This is a genomic window from Sphingomonas sp. Ant20, from assembly GCF_000783375.1.
In the GTDB taxonomy this organism is placed as follows: Bacteria; Pseudomonadota; Alphaproteobacteria; order Sphingomonadales; family Sphingomonadaceae; genus Sphingomonas; species Sphingomonas aerolata.
Genome location: NZ_JRVI01000017.1, coordinates 1 through 18,628 on the forward strand (window position 1 = coordinate 1; position 18,628 = coordinate 18,628).

Annotated in this window: 10 protein-coding genes and 6 pseudogenes; all 16 read right to left on the bottom strand. The window is 68.4% G+C overall.

The features are described 5' to 3' along the window. The coding region (locus tag NI18_RS04220) for a hypothetical protein (protein WP_037528394.1) at positions 1-1,664 on the bottom strand (1,664 nt) is incomplete at its 3' end. A 112-nt stretch (positions 1,665-1,776) separates the two neighbouring features. Then, positions 1,777-3,375: a cell division protein FtsZ gene (gene ftsZ / locus NI18_RS04225; RefSeq protein WP_037528396.1), complete on the bottom strand. Its 1,599-nt coding sequence runs from the start codon at positions 3,373-3,375 to the stop codon at positions 1,777-1,779. A 114-nt stretch (positions 3,376-3,489) separates the two neighbouring features. Further along, positions 3,490-4,752, bottom strand: coding sequence for a cell division protein FtsA (ftsA, locus tag NI18_RS04230; RefSeq protein WP_031393123.1), 1,263 nt, complete (start codon positions 4,750-4,752; stop codon positions 3,490-3,492). A gap of 1 nt (position 4,753) precedes the next feature. After that, on the bottom strand, positions 4,754-5,062 hold the full coding sequence (locus tag NI18_RS26485; RefSeq protein ID WP_306286234.1) for a cell division protein FtsQ/DivIB: 309 nt from the start codon (positions 5,060-5,062) through the stop codon (positions 4,754-4,756). A 73-nt stretch (positions 5,063-5,135) separates the two neighbouring features. Then, a pseudogene (locus tag NI18_RS27800) lies at positions 5,136-5,705 on the bottom strand (FtsQ-type POTRA domain-containing protein); the annotation flags it as partial. After that, positions 5,702-6,654 (bottom strand): annotated as a pseudogene (locus NI18_RS04240) (D-alanine--D-alanine ligase). The pseudogenes NI18_RS27800 and NI18_RS04240, both read right to left, overlap by 4 nt. Beyond that, positions 6,651-7,520 carry a UDP-N-acetylmuramate dehydrogenase gene (gene murB, locus NI18_RS04245; protein WP_037528405.1) on the bottom strand — a complete coding sequence of 290 codons (870 nt, stop codon included), beginning with the start codon at positions 7,518-7,520 and terminating at the stop codon, positions 6,651-6,653. The pseudogene NI18_RS04240 and the gene murB overlap by 4 nt, the downstream one beginning before the upstream one ends. A gap of 68 nt (positions 7,521-7,588) precedes the next feature. Next, the gene (gene murC / locus NI18_RS04250) at positions 7,589-9,019 is read right to left on the bottom strand and encodes a UDP-N-acetylmuramate--L-alanine ligase (protein WP_037528407.1); all 1,431 of its coding nucleotides are present in this window, start codon (positions 9,017-9,019) and stop codon (positions 7,589-7,591) included. Between the two features lie 46 nt (positions 9,020-9,065). Further along, a pseudogene (murG, locus tag NI18_RS23025) lies at positions 9,066-10,171 on the bottom strand (undecaprenyldiphospho-muramoylpentapeptide beta-N-acetylglucosaminyltransferase); the annotation flags it as partial. Beyond that, positions 10,168-11,400: an FtsW/RodA/SpoVE family cell cycle protein gene (locus tag NI18_RS04255; protein ID WP_234387761.1), complete on the bottom strand. Its 1,233-nt coding sequence runs from the start codon at positions 11,398-11,400 to the stop codon at positions 10,168-10,170. The pseudogene murG and the gene NI18_RS04255, both read right to left, overlap by 4 nt. Positions 11,401-11,405: 5 nt before the next feature. Next, a pseudogene (gene murD, locus NI18_RS04260) lies at positions 11,406-12,719 on the bottom strand (UDP-N-acetylmuramoyl-L-alanine--D-glutamate ligase). Continuing rightward, positions 12,716-13,786 carry a phospho-N-acetylmuramoyl-pentapeptide-transferase gene (gene mraY / locus NI18_RS04265; protein WP_037528398.1) on the bottom strand — a complete coding sequence of 357 codons (1,071 nt, stop codon included), beginning with the start codon at positions 13,784-13,786 and terminating at the stop codon, positions 12,716-12,718. The pseudogene murD and the gene mraY overlap by 4 nt, the downstream one beginning before the upstream one ends. After that, positions 13,787-15,169, bottom strand: coding sequence for a UDP-N-acetylmuramoyl-tripeptide--D-alanyl-D-alanine ligase (murF, locus tag NI18_RS04270; protein ID WP_037528400.1), 1,383 nt, complete (start codon positions 15,167-15,169; stop codon positions 13,787-13,789). After that, positions 15,166-16,631: pseudogene (locus NI18_RS04275) on the bottom strand (UDP-N-acetylmuramoyl-L-alanyl-D-glutamate--2,6-diaminopimelate ligase). Before NI18_RS04275 ends, murF begins: the two are co-directional and overlap by 4 nt. Positions 16,632-16,655: 24 nt before the next feature. Then, positions 16,656-18,395, bottom strand: coding sequence for a penicillin-binding protein 2 (locus tag NI18_RS04280; RefSeq protein ID WP_037528403.1), 1,740 nt, complete (start codon positions 18,393-18,395; stop codon positions 16,656-16,658). Then, positions 18,392-18,628, bottom strand: a pseudogene (locus tag NI18_RS04285) (hypothetical protein); the annotation flags it as partial. The pseudogene NI18_RS04285 and the gene NI18_RS04280, both read right to left, overlap by 4 nt.

The following is an 18,628-nucleotide window of genomic DNA, read 5'->3' on the forward strand; positions in this document are numbered from 1 at the left end:
TCGCCCGCGCCGGCCCCGGAGGCCGTTGCCGGCATCACGGGTGCAGCCCGAGCGATCGGCGCGACGCCGAGTTCGGATGCCGGGATCGACAGCCCGGCAATGATCCGTGCGAGGATCGAATCCTCGCTGACGGGGATGGTCCGCCCGGTCGCAGCAGGCGTGGCGGAGACCGGCGACCTGCGTCGGGGGCACCGCGATGCCGGGCGCGACGCGGCGGGCGTCGCCGGAAGCGTTGTAGCGGCGACACCCGCCGCCGCTGGCGTGGTCGGGACAGCCGACGACACCGTGACCGGGGCCGTCGTGGTCCGCGGAATCATCGGCGGCGTCGTTCCAGCGGTCGTCGCCGGAGCGGTCGGCAACGCCGCCATCTGCGCGACGATCGCAGAGGGCAGCGCACCGGGCGTATCGGGCGCGCGGGTCGGCGAAGACGCCGCCAAGCTTGCCTGCGACACCCCGTTCGCGTCCACCGCCGCGACCGACGTCGTCCGGGCCGGCAAGGGCTGGACGAAGGTCGATGTCGGCGCGGACGGGGGGAGCGTCGTGGTCGCTGCAGGACCGGTCGGCCGCTGGACCGGCTGTGTCGATGCCAGCACCACCGGCGGCTTGGGCAGCGGCTGGACCATGACCATCGGCGCGGACGCTTGCGCGGTTGCAGTCGGGCGGACGGGCGAAGGCGTTGGCGACGGAGTCGGCGTGGTCGTAGGGGTCGGCGTCACAGCAGCGACTTCGACGCGACCCGACCGTGCGGTCTTGTCGCGGCGGGTAGCCGATCGATCGGCGGCCGCCTTGGCACGGCCCGTCGGCTGGGGTGCGGGCTGCGGCTCGGCCGCCGCGAGCATCACCGGCGCGGTCGGATCGGCACCCAGTTGCGGCAGGACCGGCGTCATCCGCGCATCGGCGATCCGCTGCGGCGTCGCATGCACTTCGCCGAAATGTACTGCAAAGGCGCGATCTGCCGGGGCAAGCAATGGCAGACGCTGGAAAAAGGGCTGCAGACCGCGGGCCGCAGCCCCGGGCATCATCGTCGTGACGATCGTCTCTGCGCCGCGCACGTCGTTGTTCATCGCCAGGATGAACGCACGCGCGCGCCACGCCCCGCGGTCCTTCTTGAGGACCAGCGGGTCGAGCTGCTGCAGCGCCAGATCACGCTTGCCGGATATGCCGAGTGACAGGGCGTAACGCCGGACAGTCTCGTCATCGGGGGCATCGCGCAACGCGACACGATAGTCGCGCTGGGCCCGATCCTGTTCGCCGATCAGGTCATAGGCCAGCCCACGATCCGCGGCATAATAGCGCGGCTGGAGCCCGAACGCCTCGGCCTGCGCGAAATAGCGCAGCGCCTCGCCCGGTCGCTCGGAGCGGACCAGGATCGAGGCCATGCCGGCCTTCACCCGGCCGTTGCGCGGATCGACCTTCTCGGCGCGCGCGAACAGTGCCGCGGCACCGCTCAGATCACCGAGCCCGATCGACAGATCCCCCGCGCGGACCAGTGCATCGACGTTGCGGGGGTTTGACGCGAGCTGCCGCATCGTATCGCCGAGGCGATCCGCGTCGGTCGTTCCGGGCAGGGGCTGGACGACTTCCTGCGCCCGCGCGCCGCTCGGGGCGGTGACCAGAACCAGCGCGAGCGCGGCGGTCAGGAGATGATGGGTCGGGAAGATCATGGGTGCCCGTAGCTAGACCCGAGCGCGCGGGAACGGGCAACATGTCGCGCCGCGCTACGCGCCAGGACGGGGCGCGCCGGCGACGAACCGGCGCGCCCCTTTGTGCAGGCCGTTACTGGTTGTTCTGGCGGTGCAGGAAGCGCGGAATGTCGAGCGGATCGGTCGAGGCCGCCTCGCCGTCTTCCTTGGCCGCGCCGCGCGCCGCATTCGACATGCGCTCGAACAGCGTACCACCGAGCTTGACGCGCGGCGTCGCCGGTGTGGCAGCCTCGGGCGCAGCTTCCGCACCCGGGGCGAGCCAGCGACGGCGTGCACCACCCTCGTCCGCAGCCGGCATCGGCGCCGGGGCCGCGGGCGTGGGAGCGGCATAACGATCGTCCGCGTAGGAGCGCGGCGGAGCCTGATAGGCAGGCGCCTGTGGCGTGCGCGCGGTCGGCTGCGGCGCAGGCTGAGCCTGGACCGGCGGCTGCACCGGGGCGGGTGCGGGCGCAGACTGTGTCGGCGCAGGGGCATAGGACTGCGGTGCGGCCGGTGCGGCTGGGACCATCTTGTCCTGACCCAGGACGAGTTCCTCGTCGGTGGTGCCGGACTGTACCGCGTCCGCGCTCGACAGGTCGAGCGGCTCGTCGCCCGTGCCGGTCGGTGCCGCGGGCTCGCTCGGACGGAACGACGTCGATTCGTCGTTCTTCCGGCCCATGCCGAAGCTGAACGAGCGCGTCGGCTCGGGCGCGACGGCGGGCTTGGCGTCCGCATCGATCCCGGTCGCGACGACCGAGACGCGGATCTTGCCTTCCAGCTCCTGGTTGAACGCCGAACCCCAGATGATGTTGGCATCGGGATCGACCAGGTCGCGAATGTGATTCGCGGCTTCGTCGACTTCGAGCAGGCGCATGTCGTCGCCGCCGGTGATCGAGATGATCACGCCCTTGGCACCCTGCATGCTGACGCCGTCGAGCAGCGGGTTGGAGATCGCCTTCTGCGCAGCCTCGAGCGCGCGGTTGTCGCCGCTCGCCTCGCCGGTGCCCATCATCGCCTTGCCCATCTCCTGCATCACCGAACGGACGTCGGCAAAGTCGAGGTTGATGAGGCCAGGCATGACCATCAGGTCGGTGATGCTGCGCACGCCCTGCTGCAGCACCTCGTCCGCCATCGAGAACGCTTCCTTGAAGGTCGTGTTCGCGTTGGCGATCAGGAACAGATTCTGGTTCGGAATGACGATCAGCGTATCGACGTACTTCTGCAGTTCCTCGATGCCGCCATCGGCCGACTTGGCGCGACGATTGCCCTCGAACGCGAACGGCTTGGTGACCACGCCGACGGTCAGGATGCCCATGTCGCGCGCCGCCTTGGCGATGACCGGGGCGGCACCCGTGCCGGTGCCGCCGCCCATGCCGGCGGTGATGAAGCACATGTGCGCGCCTTCGAGCATCTTGGCGAGCTGGTCGATCGTCTCCTCGGCGGCCGCGCGGCCGATCTCGGGACGCGAGCCGGCACCGAGGCCCTGCGTGATCTTGGTGCCCAGCTGGATCCGCTGCGGCGCGGTCGACTGCTTGAGCGCCTGCGCGTCGGTATTGGCGACGAGGAAGTCGACGCCCTGGACGTCGGCCCTCATCATGTTCGCGATCGCGTTACCGCCCGCGCCACCGACCCCGATCACCGCGATGCGGGGGGCCAGCTCGTCCACTTCGGGACTCAGAAATTCGATGCTCATCGCCTGCTTCTCCGCCCATCCCGGTGATACGCTACGGCCGGGCCCCTGATTAACCTGTGTGCACCAACGCTACCGGCTGTTCCAGCCGAAATAGCGTCAGCCGTTTCGAAACTCTCAATAATTCGCGCGTGCCGCCTGAATCAACTTGCGGACCATGCCGATTCCCTTCGGCCGGTGAACGATCGTCCGCTGCGGTGCAATACCGCGCAGGTCGATCGGATCGGTCGCCGCATAGAAGGCCAACCCCGCTAACGTCGCAAATGCCGGTCCGCCATGCGCCTCGGGCAGAGCGGTCAATCCGCGCGGTCGGCCGATCCGGACCGACCGCCCGAGCGCCTGTTGCGCATAATCGGCAATGCCCTTCAGCTCCGCGCCGCCGCCTGTCAGCACGACCTGGCGCCCCACCGGCCCCTCGAACTTGAGCGTGCTCAGCGCATTGCGCACCTCGCCCATCTGATGTTCGAGCCGCTGGCGGATGACGCTGATCAACTGCGCCTTGGTGATCTGCGCGCCCTCGCCCGCGCCGTCCTCGGCCGAGATCGGCATGACCGGTATCATGTCGTGATTGTCGCGCGGGGAGGCATTGGCGGATCCATGGAAGCACTTCATCCGCTCGGCATTCTGCCGCCGCGTGCCGAACGCGCTGGCGATGTCGTCGGTGATGTCCTGCGCGCCGATCGGGATCGAGGTCAGCCCGACGAGCATGCCGCCCGCGAACAGCGAGACATTGGTGATCCCCGCCCCCATCTCGACCAGCGCGACACCAAGCTCGCGCTCCTCGTCGCTCAGGCACGCAAGCCCCGTCGCGACCGGCGAGGCGATGATCGACTTCACTTCGAGATGCGCCGAACGCACGCACAGATCGAGATTGCGCACCGGCGAACCGTCTGCGGCCACGACATGGATATGCACGCCAAGCCGGTCGGCATGCAGCCCGAGCGGCGTCTTTACGCCCGTCAGCCCGTCGAGCGTGTAGAGCGCAGGCTGCGCGTGCAGCACCATCCGCCCCTGCGGATCGATGGAATTGCGACCTGCTGCGAGCAGCGCGTCGATATCCTGCTGCTCGACGCGGTGGCCGCCCAGTTCGAACTCGACCTCGGCGACGTCGGACACCAGTCCGCCGGCCGAGAAACCAACCCAGACATTCTCGATGTTGATCCCGGCGATCCGTTCGGCCTGCTCGACCGCTTCGCGTACCGCCGCCTCGGTCGTCGCCATGTCGGCGATATAGCCGCGCTTGACGCCGCGGCTCTCGCGCTGCCCGGTGCCGAGCACGATCAGCTCGCCGCCATCCCCCTTTTGCGCGATCATCGCCGAAACCTTCGACGACCCGATATCGAGCGCCGTGATCAGCCCTTCCGGTGCCACCTTCGCCATGTCATCCCTCCCCGCCCGTTACGTTCGCGTCCGCCGTCTGCGACGGTATAGTCGTCTGTGGCTCGCTGGATACCGGCGCGGGCACGTCGACGCTGTGCGCCAGGCTCGCACCCGGCTTGCGCGCGACCAGCTTGGTCGGGTCGCGCATGTCGAAGCGGATCCAGCCGCGGCCGAGCAGCGGCCGTGCCCCATCGAGCTCGGCAAACTTCACCAGCGCACGCGGCGCCCCGTCCTCGGGCAATGCCAGCGTCTCGCCGCTTTCGAAGGTCAGGTCCCAGCGCCGGTTGCCGACCCAGGTCGCCGCCTTCACCCGCGGCTTGAGCGGCGGGGGCGGCGGCGAGCAGCGCCTGGTAGGACGCTTCCTGCCGGTCCGCGCCGGGTCCGATCACCAGCGGCAGGTTCGGGATCGCATCCGGCTGCACCGGTTCGAGCAGCACGCCCGACGCGTCGATCAGAGTCAGATTGCCATTGTCCTGCCACACCGCCGCGGGCGTGCGCTCGACGATGTCGACCAGCAAAGTATCGGGCAGCCGCCGCGACACATGCGCGTCCGCGATCCAGCCATAGCGCAGCAATTTGTGGCGCACCGCCTCGAGATCGACGAGCGGCATCGCGCGGCTCTGCTGATCGAGCGCGACCGCATAGACCGACATCCGGTCCATCCGCTTCAGCCCGGTGACCTCGATCTGGTCGACCTTGAACCCCGCGCGCCCGGCGCCTTCGGCCATCGCGCCGCCGATCATGCCGGGGATGCCGATCCAGGTCGCCGCCGCGATCACGACCGCGCCGCCCGCGCCCAGTATCGACCAGGTCGCGATCTTCTTCAGCGTCTCCTCGCTGACCGGGAGCATCCCGACCAGCCGGTCGAGCACCGACACCTTCTTGACCGCGACCTTGCGCCGGCGGGGGCGGGCCGGCTTGGGGGGCGGGCCGCGCTTGATCGTCCGGCTCATGGCGCCCCGCCCGGCGCGAGCGGATGATCCGACAGCGCCTCGTCGACGATCGCCTGGACGAGCTCGGCATAGCTCATGCCGATGTGCCGCGCCTGTTCGGGAACGAGGCTGAGCGGGGTCATGCCCGGCTGCGTGTTGACCTCGAGCAGGAACAGCCCGTCGACCCCGCGCTCGTCGTCCCAGCGAAAATCGGAGCGCGATGCGCCGTTGCAGCCGAGCAGCCGGTGCGCCTCGAGCGCCAAGCTCTTGCAGCGTCGGCGATCTCGTCGGGAATGTCCGCCGGGCAGACATGCTCGGTCATCCCGTCGGTATATTTCGCGTCGTAATCATACCAGCCGCTCTTGGGCTTGAGTTCGGTGACGCCGAGCGCGCGACCGCCGAGCACCGCGGTCGTCAGCTCGCGCCCGCGGATATAGGGCTCGGCGAGCAGCTCGTCGAAGTCGATCCACGGCCCCACCGCGTCGCGCGCGATCGGATTGCCGTAATTGTTGCTGTCGGTGACGATCGCCACGCCGACCGACGACCCCTCGTTGACGGGCTTTAGCACATAGGGGCGTGCCATCGGATCCCCCTCGAACAGGTCCACCGAGCGGACGATCCGTCCGCCCGGCATCGGTACACCGGCCGGGACGAGCAGCAGCTTGGTCAGCACCTTGTCGATCGCGATCACCGAGGTCGCAAGACCCGAATGCGTGTAGCGCAGCCCCATCAGGTCGAGCAGCCCCTGCACCGAGCCATCCTCGCCGGGCGTCCCGTGCAGCGCGTTGAACACGAGATCGGGTCTGGCGTCGGCCAGCCGGGCGGCGACGTCGCGCCCCATGTCGATTCGCGTGACGCGGTGGCCAAGCGATTCGAGCGCATCGGCGCAGCCATTGCCCGACATCAGCGAAACCTCACGCTCCGCCGACCAGCCGCCCATGAGGACGGCGATGTGAAGGGGACCGCTCATTTCGCCACCCCGACCCGCTGGATTTCCCATTCCAACGTCACCCCAGTATGCGCCTTCACCTTGGTCCGTACCTCTTCACCCAGCGCCTCGATCTCCGCGCTCGACGCGGACCCGAGGTTCAGCAGGAAATTGCAGTGCTTCTCGCTGACCTGCGCGTCGCCGCGCGTCAGCCCTCGGCACCCGGCCGCGTCGATCAGCGCCCAGGCCTTGTGCCCCTCGGGATTCTTGAACGTCGATCCGCCGGTGCGCGACCGCAACGGCTGCGACGCCTCGCGCTCCGCGGCGATCCGGTCCATCTCAGCCCCGATGACAGCCGGTTCGCCGGGCGTGCCGGAGAACACCGCCTCGACCACGACCGCGCCCGCGGGCAGGTCCGAATGCCGGTACACATAACCGAACCGCGCCGCGGGCCATGTCTCGACCGCGCCGTCGCGCGTGACGACGGTCGCCTCGATCAGGATATCGCTGACGTCGCGCCCATAGGCCCCCGCGTTCATCCGCACCGCGCCGCCGACGGTCCCCGGGATCCCGCGCAGGAATTCGAGCCCGGCGATCCCTGCATCGCGCGCGGCGCTGGCGACCGTGATCCCCATCGCCCCCGCCCCGGCGCGAACTCGACCGTCCTCAACCGACACCTTTGCCATCGCCTTGGGCAGACGCACCACGACCCCCGGCACACCGCCGTCGCGGACGATCAGGTTGGAGCCGACGCCGACCGGCAGGACCGGCGTCGACGGATCGAGGGTCTTTAACAACCCGGCCAGATCCTCGACATCTGCCGGCCGCACAAGCCATTCGGCAGGCCCGCCGGTACGAAACCAGATGAAGTCCGCAAGCGACCCACCGGCCTCGACGCTCCCCCTGATGGTCTCCCGCGAAGGCGGGAACCCAGTCTGGGTCGCCGCATTCGCGGGGACGCAAGGTGTCGCAGCGTTCACGCCGGCACCTTCGAACGCTCGACCGCGATCGCATCGGCCAGCCCGGCCGCCCATTTCGTGATGTCGCCCGCGCCGAGGCAGACGACCATGTCATCTGCCTCGATCGTCGCCGCCAGCTCGGCCGCCAGTGCATTCGCATCCGCGACCACGCCCGCAAACCGGTGGCCGCGCCGCTTCAGCCCCTCGACCAGAGCCGCCGCGTCGACGCCCTCGACCGGCGTCTCGCCCGCCGCATAGACCGGCGTCACCAGCACCCGGTCCGCGTCGTTGAACGCGGTCTGGAAATCCTCCATCAGATTGCCGAGCCGTGAATAGCGATGCGGCTGCACGACCGCGATCACGCGCCCCTTCGCGCCCTCGCGCGCGGCGGCCAGCACCGCGCGGATCTCGACCGGGTGATGCCCGTAATCGTCGATGATCGCGACACCGCCACCCTCGACCGGAACCTCGCCCACCTTGGTGAAGCGCCGCTTCACGCCGCCAAACTTGGCAAAGCCCTGCTGGATCGTTGCATCCTCGATCCCCAGTTCCAGCGCGACGCCGATCGCGGCCAGCGCGTTCTGGACATTGTGCCGCCCGGGCATCGGCATCTCGATCCCCGCAATCGTCCGCGTCGCACCGTCGCGAGTCCGCACCACGCAATCGAAGCGATTGCCGCCCGGGATCGGCGTCACCTCGACGCCGCGGACATCCGCCTGCGCCGAGAAGCCGTAGGTCACGATCCGCCGATCGCGCACGCGCGGCAGGATCCCCTGCACCTCGGGATGATCGAGGCACAACAAGGCCGCGCCATAGAAGGGCACGTTCTCGACAAACTCGACGAACGCATCCTTCACCGCGTCGAACGATCCGTAATGATCGAGATGCTCGGGATCGATGTTGGTGACGACCGCGATCGTCCCGTCGAGCCGCAGGAAGCTGCCGTCGCTCTCGTCCGCCTCGACCACCATCCAGTCGCTCGCACCCAGTCGCGCGTTCGATCCGTAGCTGTTGATGATGCCGCCATTGATCACGGTCGGATCGACCCCGCCCGCATCGAGCAGCGCGGCGACCATCGACGTCGTCGTGGTCTTGCCGTGCGTGCCGGCAACCGCGACGGTCGACTTCAGCCGCATCAGCTCGGCCAGCATCTCCGCACGCCGCACCACGGGCACGCGCGCGTTGAGCGCCGCCTCGACTTCGGGGTTAGACCGAACGATCGCGGTCGAGACGACCACCACCGCCGCGTCACCTATATTCTCCGCAGCATGGCCGATCGCGACCGGAATGCCCTTGTCGCGCAGGCCCTGCACGACATAGCCCTCGGCCACGTCGGACCCCTGCACGCGGTAGCCGAGATTCTTCATCACCTCGGCGATGCCCGACATGCCGATCCCGCCGATCCCGACGAAATGGATCGTCCCGATATCGGTCGCTACACCCTTCATGCAAATTGTACCTTTGGCTTGGATGGGCGCCGACCGGCAGTCGCGACACCGGCGCATCGAGGCTTTCGACCAGGTCGGCCAGATCGCTTGCCGCATTGGGCCTGCCGCAACTGCGCGCGCGTCCCGCCGCGTTCTGCAGCGCGGCGGGATCGAGCCCGAGCTTCTGCATCTGCTTGGCGAGTTCGACCGCGGTGAAATCGCCCTGCCGGATCGTCCGTGCGCCGCCGGCGCGGGTGATCTCGCGGGCGTGACGGTCTGGTGATCGTCGGTTGCGCCCGGCAGCGGCACCAGGATCGCCGGCCGCGCCGCCGCGGTCAGCTCCGCGATCGTCGAGGCGCCCGCGCGCGCGATCACCAGATGCGCCCAGGCAAGCTGTTCGGGCATGTCGGGCAGATAGGTAGCGAGCTCGGCCGGGATGTGATGCTCGGCATATTGCGCGCGCACCGCATCGATATCCTCGATCCGCGCCTGGTGCGTGACCTGTAGCCGCCGCCGGAACGTCACCGGCAGCATTGCCAGACCATCGGGGACGACCTGAGACAGGATGCTCGCGCCCTGGCTGCCACCGGTCACGAGAACGCGGAAGATGCCATCCTCCTCGAGCAGCGGATAGGGCCTGGCACGCAATGCGAGCACCGCCTCGCGCACCGGATTGCCGACGAGATGCGTCTTGGCGAGAAGCCCGGAGGCGAGCCGTTCGGTCGGTTCGGACGAGGTCGCGATCGCGTCGACGCGGCGCGCCACGAGCCGGTTCACCCGCCCCAGCACCGCATTCTGCTCGTGCACCGCGGTCGGGATCCGATTCGCGAACGCCGCCAGCAGAGCGGGCAGCGCGGGATAGCCGCCAAAGCCGATCACCGCCGCCGGCTTGAACGTGCGATAGAGTTCGCGTGCCATCATTCGCCCGCGCCACATCGATCGCGTTGCCTTGGCCCAGCCCAGCGGTCCGCCGGTGAAGCGTCCGGCGGGCAGGACATGCGTCTGGATTCCCTCGAACAATCCAGGGAAGCGCACGCCGCGCTCGTCGCTGACCAGCGCGACGCGGTGACCGCGCCTCGTCAGCTCAGCAGCAAGCGCCGCCGCGGGCACCATGTGTCCGCCGGTCCCGCCTGCCGCGAGCACGAAATGCCGGGGACGTTGATTCACAGTCATTCACCACTCCAGCGGACGACATAGGGGCTCCGCGTGAGAAACGGATTGCGCCGGGTAAACGCCAGCAGCAACCCCATGCCGACCGACAAGGCGATCATCGACGACCCCCCATAGCTGATGAACGGCAGCGTCATGCCCTTGGACGGTGCGAGCCCGGTGTTCACCGCCATGCTGACCAGCGCCTGTGCACCGAACTGCGTCGCCAGCCCGGCCGAGGCCAGGAGCTTGAATTCATCCTGTTCGTCCAGCAGCTTGACGAACACGCGCACGACGATCGCAAGGAAGATCACCGCGATCACCGAACAGGCGATCAGCCCGAACTCCTCGCCGATCACCGAGAAGATGTAATCGGTATGCGCCTCGGGCAGCCCGAACTTGGCGATGCCGCCGCCGGGCCCCGTGCCGGTCCAGCCGCCCGCGGTCAGCGTGTTGTGCGCGGCATTGGTCTGGAAGTGATCCGACGCGCCCTCGCCCTCGATCCCCGGGAACAGGAACGCGTCGATCCGCGACCGCGCCGTGCCGTAGAACATATAGGCAGCGACCAACCCGACCGGCACGCAGCCGACGAGGCCTGCCATCACGCGCATCGGCGTTCCCGCGATCATCAGCAACGCCATCCACACGGTGCAGTAGATGATCGTCTGGCCGAAATCGGGTTGCAGCATAAGCATGACTGCGATCGTGCCGGTCAGCCCGCCCGTGATCAGCACGGTCGGCAGTTCGGGATCCTTCGCGCGCAGCGACAGGAGCCAGGCGACAGTGACGATGAAGACCGGCTTCAGAAACTCGGACGGCTGGAACTGCGCAAAGCCATAGCCGATCCAGCGACGCGCGCCGTTGACCTCGGATCCGACGAACGGCGTCACCGCGAGGATCAGCAGCAGCACCGCCGCCGCGGTCAGCGCCATGCGCCGCGCCATTGCGACGGGCATCATCGACACCCCGAACAGCACCGGCATCGAGACGCCGACCCACATCAGCTGACGCCAGAAATAATAGAGCGGCGTCAGCTTGTGATGCTCGCCCGAATAGCGGACTGCGGTCGCGGGCGACGCCGCAGCCACCGCGATCAGCCCGATCGCGATCAGGAACAGCGTCAGCAGCAGCAGCATCCGGTCGATATCCCAGAACCACGTGCCAAGCGGCGACTGATCGCCACGCCCGCCGCGCCGCTTCATCTTCGCGACGATCCCGGTCTTCTGCCCTGCGCTCATCATCGGTGTCCGCATATCGCTCATGCCAGCGACTCGACCGTCGCGCGGAAGGCCGCGCCGCGCGCTTCGTAATCGGCGAACTGGTCGAAGCTCGCACAGGCCGGGGACAACAGGATCGTGTCGCCGGGCCGGGCATTGGCCGCCGCGCTGCGGACGGCCGCGTCGAGCGTGCCGACATGGTCGACCGGCATCGACCCGGCCAGGATCTCGGCGAACCGCGGCCCGGCCTCGCCGATCGTATAGGCGTGCACGACATGGCCGAAGCCGGGCCTGCACGCATCGAGGTCATCCCCCTTCGCGCGCCCGCCGACGATCCAGTGGACCCGCTCAAATGCCGCCAGCGCGGGCGCCGCGCTCTCCGGATTGGTCGCCTTGCTGTCGTCGACATAGGCGACGCCGTCATAGGAGGCGATCTGCTGCATGCGGTGCGGCAGGCCGGTAAAGCTGACCAGCCCGCGATCGATATCGACCTCGCTCACACCCAGCGCGCGCGCGACCCCCACGGCGGCACGCGCGTTAGCGCATTGTGCGGCCCCTGCAGCGACGGCCAGCCGCCCTGGTCGCCGATGTCGATCCGGTCGATGAACTGGATCGTAAGGTCAGCGGGAGCGTCACCCAGTAGACGATGCTCCGCCTCTGCGCCGTGGTCGACGATCGCGAGATGCGGCACCGTCTGCATCGCGAACAGCCGCGCCTTCGACGCCGCATAGCCGGCAAAGCCGTCATAGCGATCGAGATGGTCGGGGGGTAATGTTGAGCAGCACCGCGACGTCGCAGTCGAGCGTCTGAGTCAGGTCGATCTGATAGCTCGACAGCTCGAGCACATAGACGCCGCCCTCGGGCAACGGATCCTGCCCCAGAATCGGCAGCCCGATATTGCCCCCCATCAGCGTCGGCACGCCCGCCGTCCGCAGGATATGATGCACGAGCGCGGTGGTGGTCGACTTGCCGTTCGTGCCCGTGATCCCGACGACCTTGTGCGACGGCAGGTCGGCGCGGGCCTGCGCAAAGAGTTCGATGTCGCCGATGACGGGAACGCCCGCCGCACGCGCGGCCGCGGCGAGCGGATGCGTGTTGAGCGGCACCCCTGGCGACACGATCAGTGCGTCGAACCCCGCCAGATCGTCCAACGGATCAAACCGAAGATCGACGTCATCGAGGGTGACCGACAGGTCTTGAATGCTCTCGGCCAGAACCGCGCGCTTCTTTTCGTCGTCGTCCCACGCGACCACGCCCGCGCCGCCAGTGACCAGCGCCTGGACGGTCGCCGCACCCGATCGCGCCAGCCCCAGCACCGCACAGCGTTTTCCGCGCCAGGCCTCAGCGACGATCACCGCAGCTTCAACGTCGACAGGCCGACCAGCGCCAGGACCAGCGCGATGATCCAGAAGCGGATCACGACGGTCGGCTCGCTCCAGCCGAGCTGTTCGAAATGATGGTGGATCGGCGCCATCCGGAACACCCGCTTGCCGGTCCGTTTGTAAAAGAACACCTGGATGATCACGCTCATCGCCTCGGCGACGAACAGCCCGCCGATGATCCCGAGCACGATCTCGTGATGCGCGACGACCGCAATGGTGCCGAGCGCGCCGCCGAGCGCGAGGCTGCCGGTGTCGCCCATGAACACCGCCGCGGGCGGCGCGTTGAACCACAGGAACGCCAGACCGCCCCCGACGACCGCGCCGCAGAAAATGGCGAGCTCGCCCGCGCCGGGCACGTGCGGGATGCCCAGATAGTCGGCGAACTTCACATTGCCCGCGAGATAGACGATCACCATGAACGCGACGCTTGCGATGATCACCGGCATCGTCGCCAGCCCGTCGAGCCCGTCGGTCAGGTTCACGGCATTGCCGAACGACACGATCGTGAAGGCGGCGAAGACGGGGAAGAACCAGCCGAGATCGATATACATGCGCGACGTGAACGGCAGGTAGAGATGCGGCCCGTTCTGCGACATGATGATCGTCGCGGCGATCCCGGCAATCGCGAATTCGAGCAACAGCCGCGTGCGACCGGAAATGCCCGCGGTGCTCGCCTTCCGCACCTTGTCATAGTCATCCATGAACCCGATCGTGCCAAAGCCCAGCGTCACGAACATGCACGACCAGACATAGGGGTTGCTGAGGTCCATCCAGAGCAGGATCGCCAGCGTCATGCTGGTGAGGATCATCAACCCACCCATCGTCGGCGTGCCGCGCTTGGCGAGATGCGTCTGCGGGCCGTCGGCGCGGATCGGCTGCCCCTTGCCCTGACGCACGCGCAGCCAGCCGATGAAGCGTGGCCCGATAATCAGGCCGATGATCAGCGCAGTCGCGACCGCCCCGCCCGTCCGCGTCGATTGATAGCGGAGCAGGTTCAATATTCCCGGGAAACCCAGATGTGCGGCGATCCAGTACAGCATTTACGTCTTCCCGCCCCCGAGACTCGTCACGACCCGCGCGAGCCCTACACCGTTCGATCCCTTGATGAGAACCGCATCGCCCGGCGCCAGGATCGTCCGTAACGACGTCAGCGCGGCCGCAGCGTCGCCCACATGGACGGTTTCGACTTTACCCTCAAGCGCTCGCGCAAGCGGCGCCATCGCTTCACCGACCAGCAGCGCCATTTCGACGTTTGCCGCGACAATCGGCTCGGCAAGCCCGGCATGATAGTCGGCCGACGCCTCGCCCAGCTCGCGCATCTCGCCGAGCAGCGCGACATGCCGCCCCGGCTCCTTGGCCAGCACGGCCAGCGTCGCGCGCATCGACGCGGGGTTCGCATTATAGCTTTCGTCGATCACGAGCGCCTGCCCGTCCGCGAGCGTCGTCATGAACCGCGCACCGCGTCCCTGCAGCCCGCCGAGTTCGGCGAGCGCCAGTCCCGCCAGCCCGAGATCCGCGCCCGCCGCCTCGACGCACGCGATCACCGCCAGCGCGTTTGAAACCCAGTGCATCCCCCGCTGCGCCATCGTGAAGCTCAGCTCACGGCCGTCCTGCTGGACCGTGACGAACGTCGCGCCGGTCGCCAGCCGGACCGTCTCGATCGCGCGGACATCGGCACCCTTCGCGATTCCGAAGGTCACGATCCGCGCCGCATGCGGCGTCGCCGCCGCGGTCAGCCGGTCGCGATGCGGGCTGTCGAAGGGGATGATCGCGACGCCGTCCGGCTCGAGCCCGGCGAAGATCTCGCCCTTGGCGTCGGCGATCGCGCTTTCGTCGCGGAAGAATTCGGTATGCGCCGGCGCGATCGCGGTGACGACCGCGATATGCGGACGGACGATCTGCGTCAGCTCGGCCAGCTCACCAGCATGGTTCATCCCCATCTCGAACACGCCGAAACGCGCGTCGCGCGGCATCCGCGCGAGGCTCAGCGGGACGCCGGTATGGTTGTTGTAGCTCTTGACCGAACGATGCACCGCCCCCGGTGCGCCGCGATCGAGCGCCGCGAACAGCGCCTCCTTCGCGCTCGTCTTGCCGACCGATCCGGTGACGCCAATGATCGTCGCGCCGCTGCGCGCCCGGCTCGCGCGCCCGAGCATCTGCAACGCCGTGAAGCTGTCGGCGACCAGCACATGCGGATGCGCGCAGGGTTCGGAGACGATCGCCCCCGCGGCACCCTGCGCGAACGCCTGGTCGAGATACAGATGGCCGTCGCTCGCCTCGCCCTTCATCGCGACGAACAGGTCGCCCGGACCAACCTCGCGCGAATCGAACGCGACGCCCGTCACGGCAAACTCGGCCGAGGCGACCCCGCCGGTCGCCGCAGCGATCTCGGCGGACGTCCACAGGGGCACCGCAGTGCTCATGCCGCACACTCGCGCGCGACGCCGACATCGTCAAACGGCAACACCATGTCGCCGACGATCTGGCCCTGTTCGTGGCCCTTGCCCGCGATCAGCACGATGTCGTCGCTGCCCGCCTCGTCGATCGCCGCCTGGATCGCCGCGCGCCGGTCGCCGATCTCAATCGCGCCGGGCGCGCCCTTCAGCACGTCGCGGCGGATCGCGGCGGGATCCTCGGTGCGCGGATTGTCGTCGGTGACGATCACGCGGTCGGCGTAATGCATCGCGACCTGCCCCATCGTCTCACGCTTGCCGGTATCGCGGTCGCCGCCCGCGCCGAACACGACGATCAGCCGCCCGCCCGCATGCGGCTTGAGCGCGGCGATCGCCGCCTCCAGCGCGTCCGGGGTATGCGCATAATCGACATAGACCGGCGCGCCCGAGCGCGCGATGACCGCACGCTCGAGCCGCCCGCGCACGGGCTGCAACCGCGCCAGATTGGCGATGGTCGTCGCGATATCGCCACCGGTCGCGATCACCAGTCCCGCCGACACCAGCGCATTGGCGGCCTGATACCCGCCGATCAGCGGCAGCGTCACGCGGTAGGTCTGGCCCCCCGCCTCGATCGTCAGCCCCTGCCCCAGCAATGTCGGATCGCGATCGACCAGTCGCAGCGTATCGCCGCGCGTGCCGACGGTCACGAGCCGATTGCCCCGCTCCCGCGCGAGGTCGATGACGCGCGCCGCCTGCGGATCGTCGGCCCACACCACCGCCGCCCCATCCGGGCGCAGTACTTCCGAAAACAGCCGGATCTTGGCGGTGAAATAGGCCGCCATGTCGCCGTGATAATCGAGATGGTCGCGGCTGAGATTGGTGAAGGCGGCCGCCGATACGGGCAGTCCCTCGGTGCGATACTGGGTCAGCCCGTGGCTCGATGCCTCGAAGGCGAGATGCGTCACGCCTTCGCGCTCGAGCCCGGCGACGTCGACAGGAAGGTGACGACGTCGGGCGTCGTGAGGCCGGTGGTGACGCGTTCGTCGGCGGTCGTGACGCCCAGCGTACCGATCGACGCGGCGTGATGGCCGGCCATCCGCCACAATTGGCGGGTCATCTCGACACAGCTCGTCTTGCCGTTGGTGCCCGTAATCGCGACCGTCGTCGCGGGAAAGGGTGCAAAGAATGCTGCCGCGAGCTGCGCGAACCGTTCGCGTGGGGTCTCGTCGGCGATGTACGCTACACCCTCGACCGCGAGGCCCGGCCGCGCGACGATGCCGATCGCGCCCGCGCGGATCGCGTCGGCGATATAGTCCTCGCCATTGACGCGGGCGCCCTCGAACGCCCCGAAGATCGTCCCCGGTGCGACCTTGCGATGGTCGATCGCGAAGCCCGTGACGTTGCCGTCATACGCCTCGCGCGGTGCAGATCCGTGCACTGATGCCCCGCCATCGCTGACGGGGCCCTTACCGATCAGCGTTGCCAGTTTCATGCACCGATCCTCATGTATCGCCCCTCATTCCGCACCGGACGTCGGCTTTGCGCCAAAGGCCGGCGTGCCCGGCGCATGCCACAACAGCGGCAACAAGTCGCTTTCGTCAATGTCGCGGTTCGCATCGGGAATGACGCCGAGCATCGATCCGGTCCGGCTGATCACGCGCGATACCACCGGCGCCGCGGTCCAGGCCGCAGTGGTGAAACCGTAAGATTCCTTGTTACCCTTGGCGGAATCGAGCGTCACCACGACGACGTAACGCGGCGCGTCCATCGGGAAGGCAGCGGCAAAGGTCGAGACGTTGGTGTGCTTGTTATAGCCCCCCGCCTGCGCGATCTCGGCCGTACCGGTCTTGCCGCCGACGCGGTAGCCGGGCGCCTCGCCCTTGCGGCCCGTGCCATATTGCACGACCAGCCGCAGCAGCTGCCGCATCCGCGCGCTCGTCGTCGTGCTGATCACGCGTCGCCCGGCGGGGATATGCGCCGGATCGATCTTCAGCAGCGTCGTCGGGCGCCAGATCCCGCCATTCACCAACGTCGCATAGGCGTTGGCGAGGTGCAGCGGCGTCACCGCGATCCCGTGGCCATAGGCCGACGTCATCAATGTCGTGCGCGCCCAGAAGGTCGGCCAGATCGGCCGGCCCTTCTCGCGCAGTTCGATATCAGGCTTGGTGTCGAAGCCGAGCTTGCGGAACATGTTCTGCATACCGGCCGCACCGATCTGGTCGGCGATCCGCGCGGTCGCGATGTTCGACGAATAGATCAGCGTCTCGGGGATGTTCAGCCAGCGCTTCTCTTCATCGCCCGGATCGTCGTGGATCGTGTAGCCGCCAACGCGCAGCGGGACGGTCGCGTCGAAGCGCCGCGCCATCGACGTGACGGTGCCCGAATCGATCGCCGCCGCCATCGCGATCGGCTTGAACACCGACCCCAGCTCGTACACGCTCTGCGTACCCATGTTGCGCAGTTGCTCGGTGCCCGCCATGCCGACCCGGTTGGGGTTGAAGACCGGCATCGACGTCATCGCGATCACTTCGCCGGTGTCGACGTCGAGGACGATGCCGGCCGCGCTCTTGGCCTGGAACGACGCGACCGCACGCGCGAGCTCGCTTTCCATCGCCGCCTGGACGCGCGTGTCGATCGATAGCGCGACCGGCGCGCCGTTCAGCGCGGGGTTGGTAAGCCGCTCGTCGAGGACGCGCTCCATCCCCGACATGCCGTGGCCGTCGGTCGACAGGAACCCCAGCGCATGCGCGGCCATGGTCGATTGCGGATACAGGCGCTGCGTCTCGCGCGCGAACACGATCGCAGGTTCGCCGATCGCGTTGACCTGCTCGACCAGCGCAGGCGACGCGCGGCGTTGCAGGTAGCTGAAATTCACATCCTTGGTCAGCAGACCGTAGAAAAAGGCCTGGTTGCCGCGATCTGGCATCAGAGCCGCCAGCCGCGCGGCGATCTCGGTCGGATCGCCGATCATCTTCTTAGGATGCACCGCGATCGTCCACGCGTCGATCGTCCTGGCCAGCGGTGCCCCGTTACGGTCGACGATATCGCCGCGCGCCGCGATCGCCGCGGCGCGGGCGCCGGGATCGCTCAGCGACGACTGGATCGCGAGCACGCCGAGCCGGCCGATCACGACCAGCACCGCGGCCCCGAACAGGAACATCAACATCATCAGGCGCGTGTGCGCGGTCGCGACCAGCGCGTGGCGCTGCGTTGCGGTACGCCGCTCGGAAACCGGCCGGGCGACGAGGGTGGTCAACGCAGACGCCCTGCCTCGGCCCGGGCGCCGCTCAGGATCGAACCCAGCGTGTTGTCGGACAGCAGCTTGCGGTCGAGCATCGCGACTGCCTGCGGACGGACCTTGGCGACCGCGGCGAGGCGCTCGGGAGCGGCCGCGCGGACGATCGCCGTGTCGGTGGCACGGGCGGTCTGGACGGTGGCGCGGACAGTGACGGGCTTGAGCGGCGCTGCGGCAGCGACGGCCTGCACGGC

What these genes read in the sequence shown, in the direction of transcription:
- ftsZ (WP_037528396.1), bottom strand. Translation starts at nt 3,375, where the DNA reads ATGAGCATCGAATTTCTGAGTCCCGAAGTGGACGAGCTGGCCCCCCGC.
- ftsA (WP_031393123.1), bottom strand. Translation starts at nt 4,752, where the DNA reads ATGGCGAAGGTGGCACCGGAAGGGCTGATCACGGCGCTCGATATCGGG.
- murC (WP_037528407.1), bottom strand. Translation starts at nt 9,019, where the DNA reads ATGAAGGGTGTAGCGACCGATATCGGGACGATCCATTTCGTCGGGATC.
- NI18_RS04255 (WP_234387761.1), bottom strand. Translation starts at nt 11,400, where the DNA reads ATGCGGACACCGATGATGAGCGCAGGGCAGAAGACCGGGATCGTCGCG.
- mraY (WP_037528398.1), bottom strand. Translation starts at nt 13,786, where the DNA reads ATGCTGTACTGGATCGCCGCACATCTGGGTTTCCCGGGAATATTGAAC.
- murF (WP_037528400.1), bottom strand. Translation starts at nt 15,169, where the DNA reads ATGAGCACTGCGGTGCCCCTGTGGACGTCCGCCGAGATCGCTGCGGCG.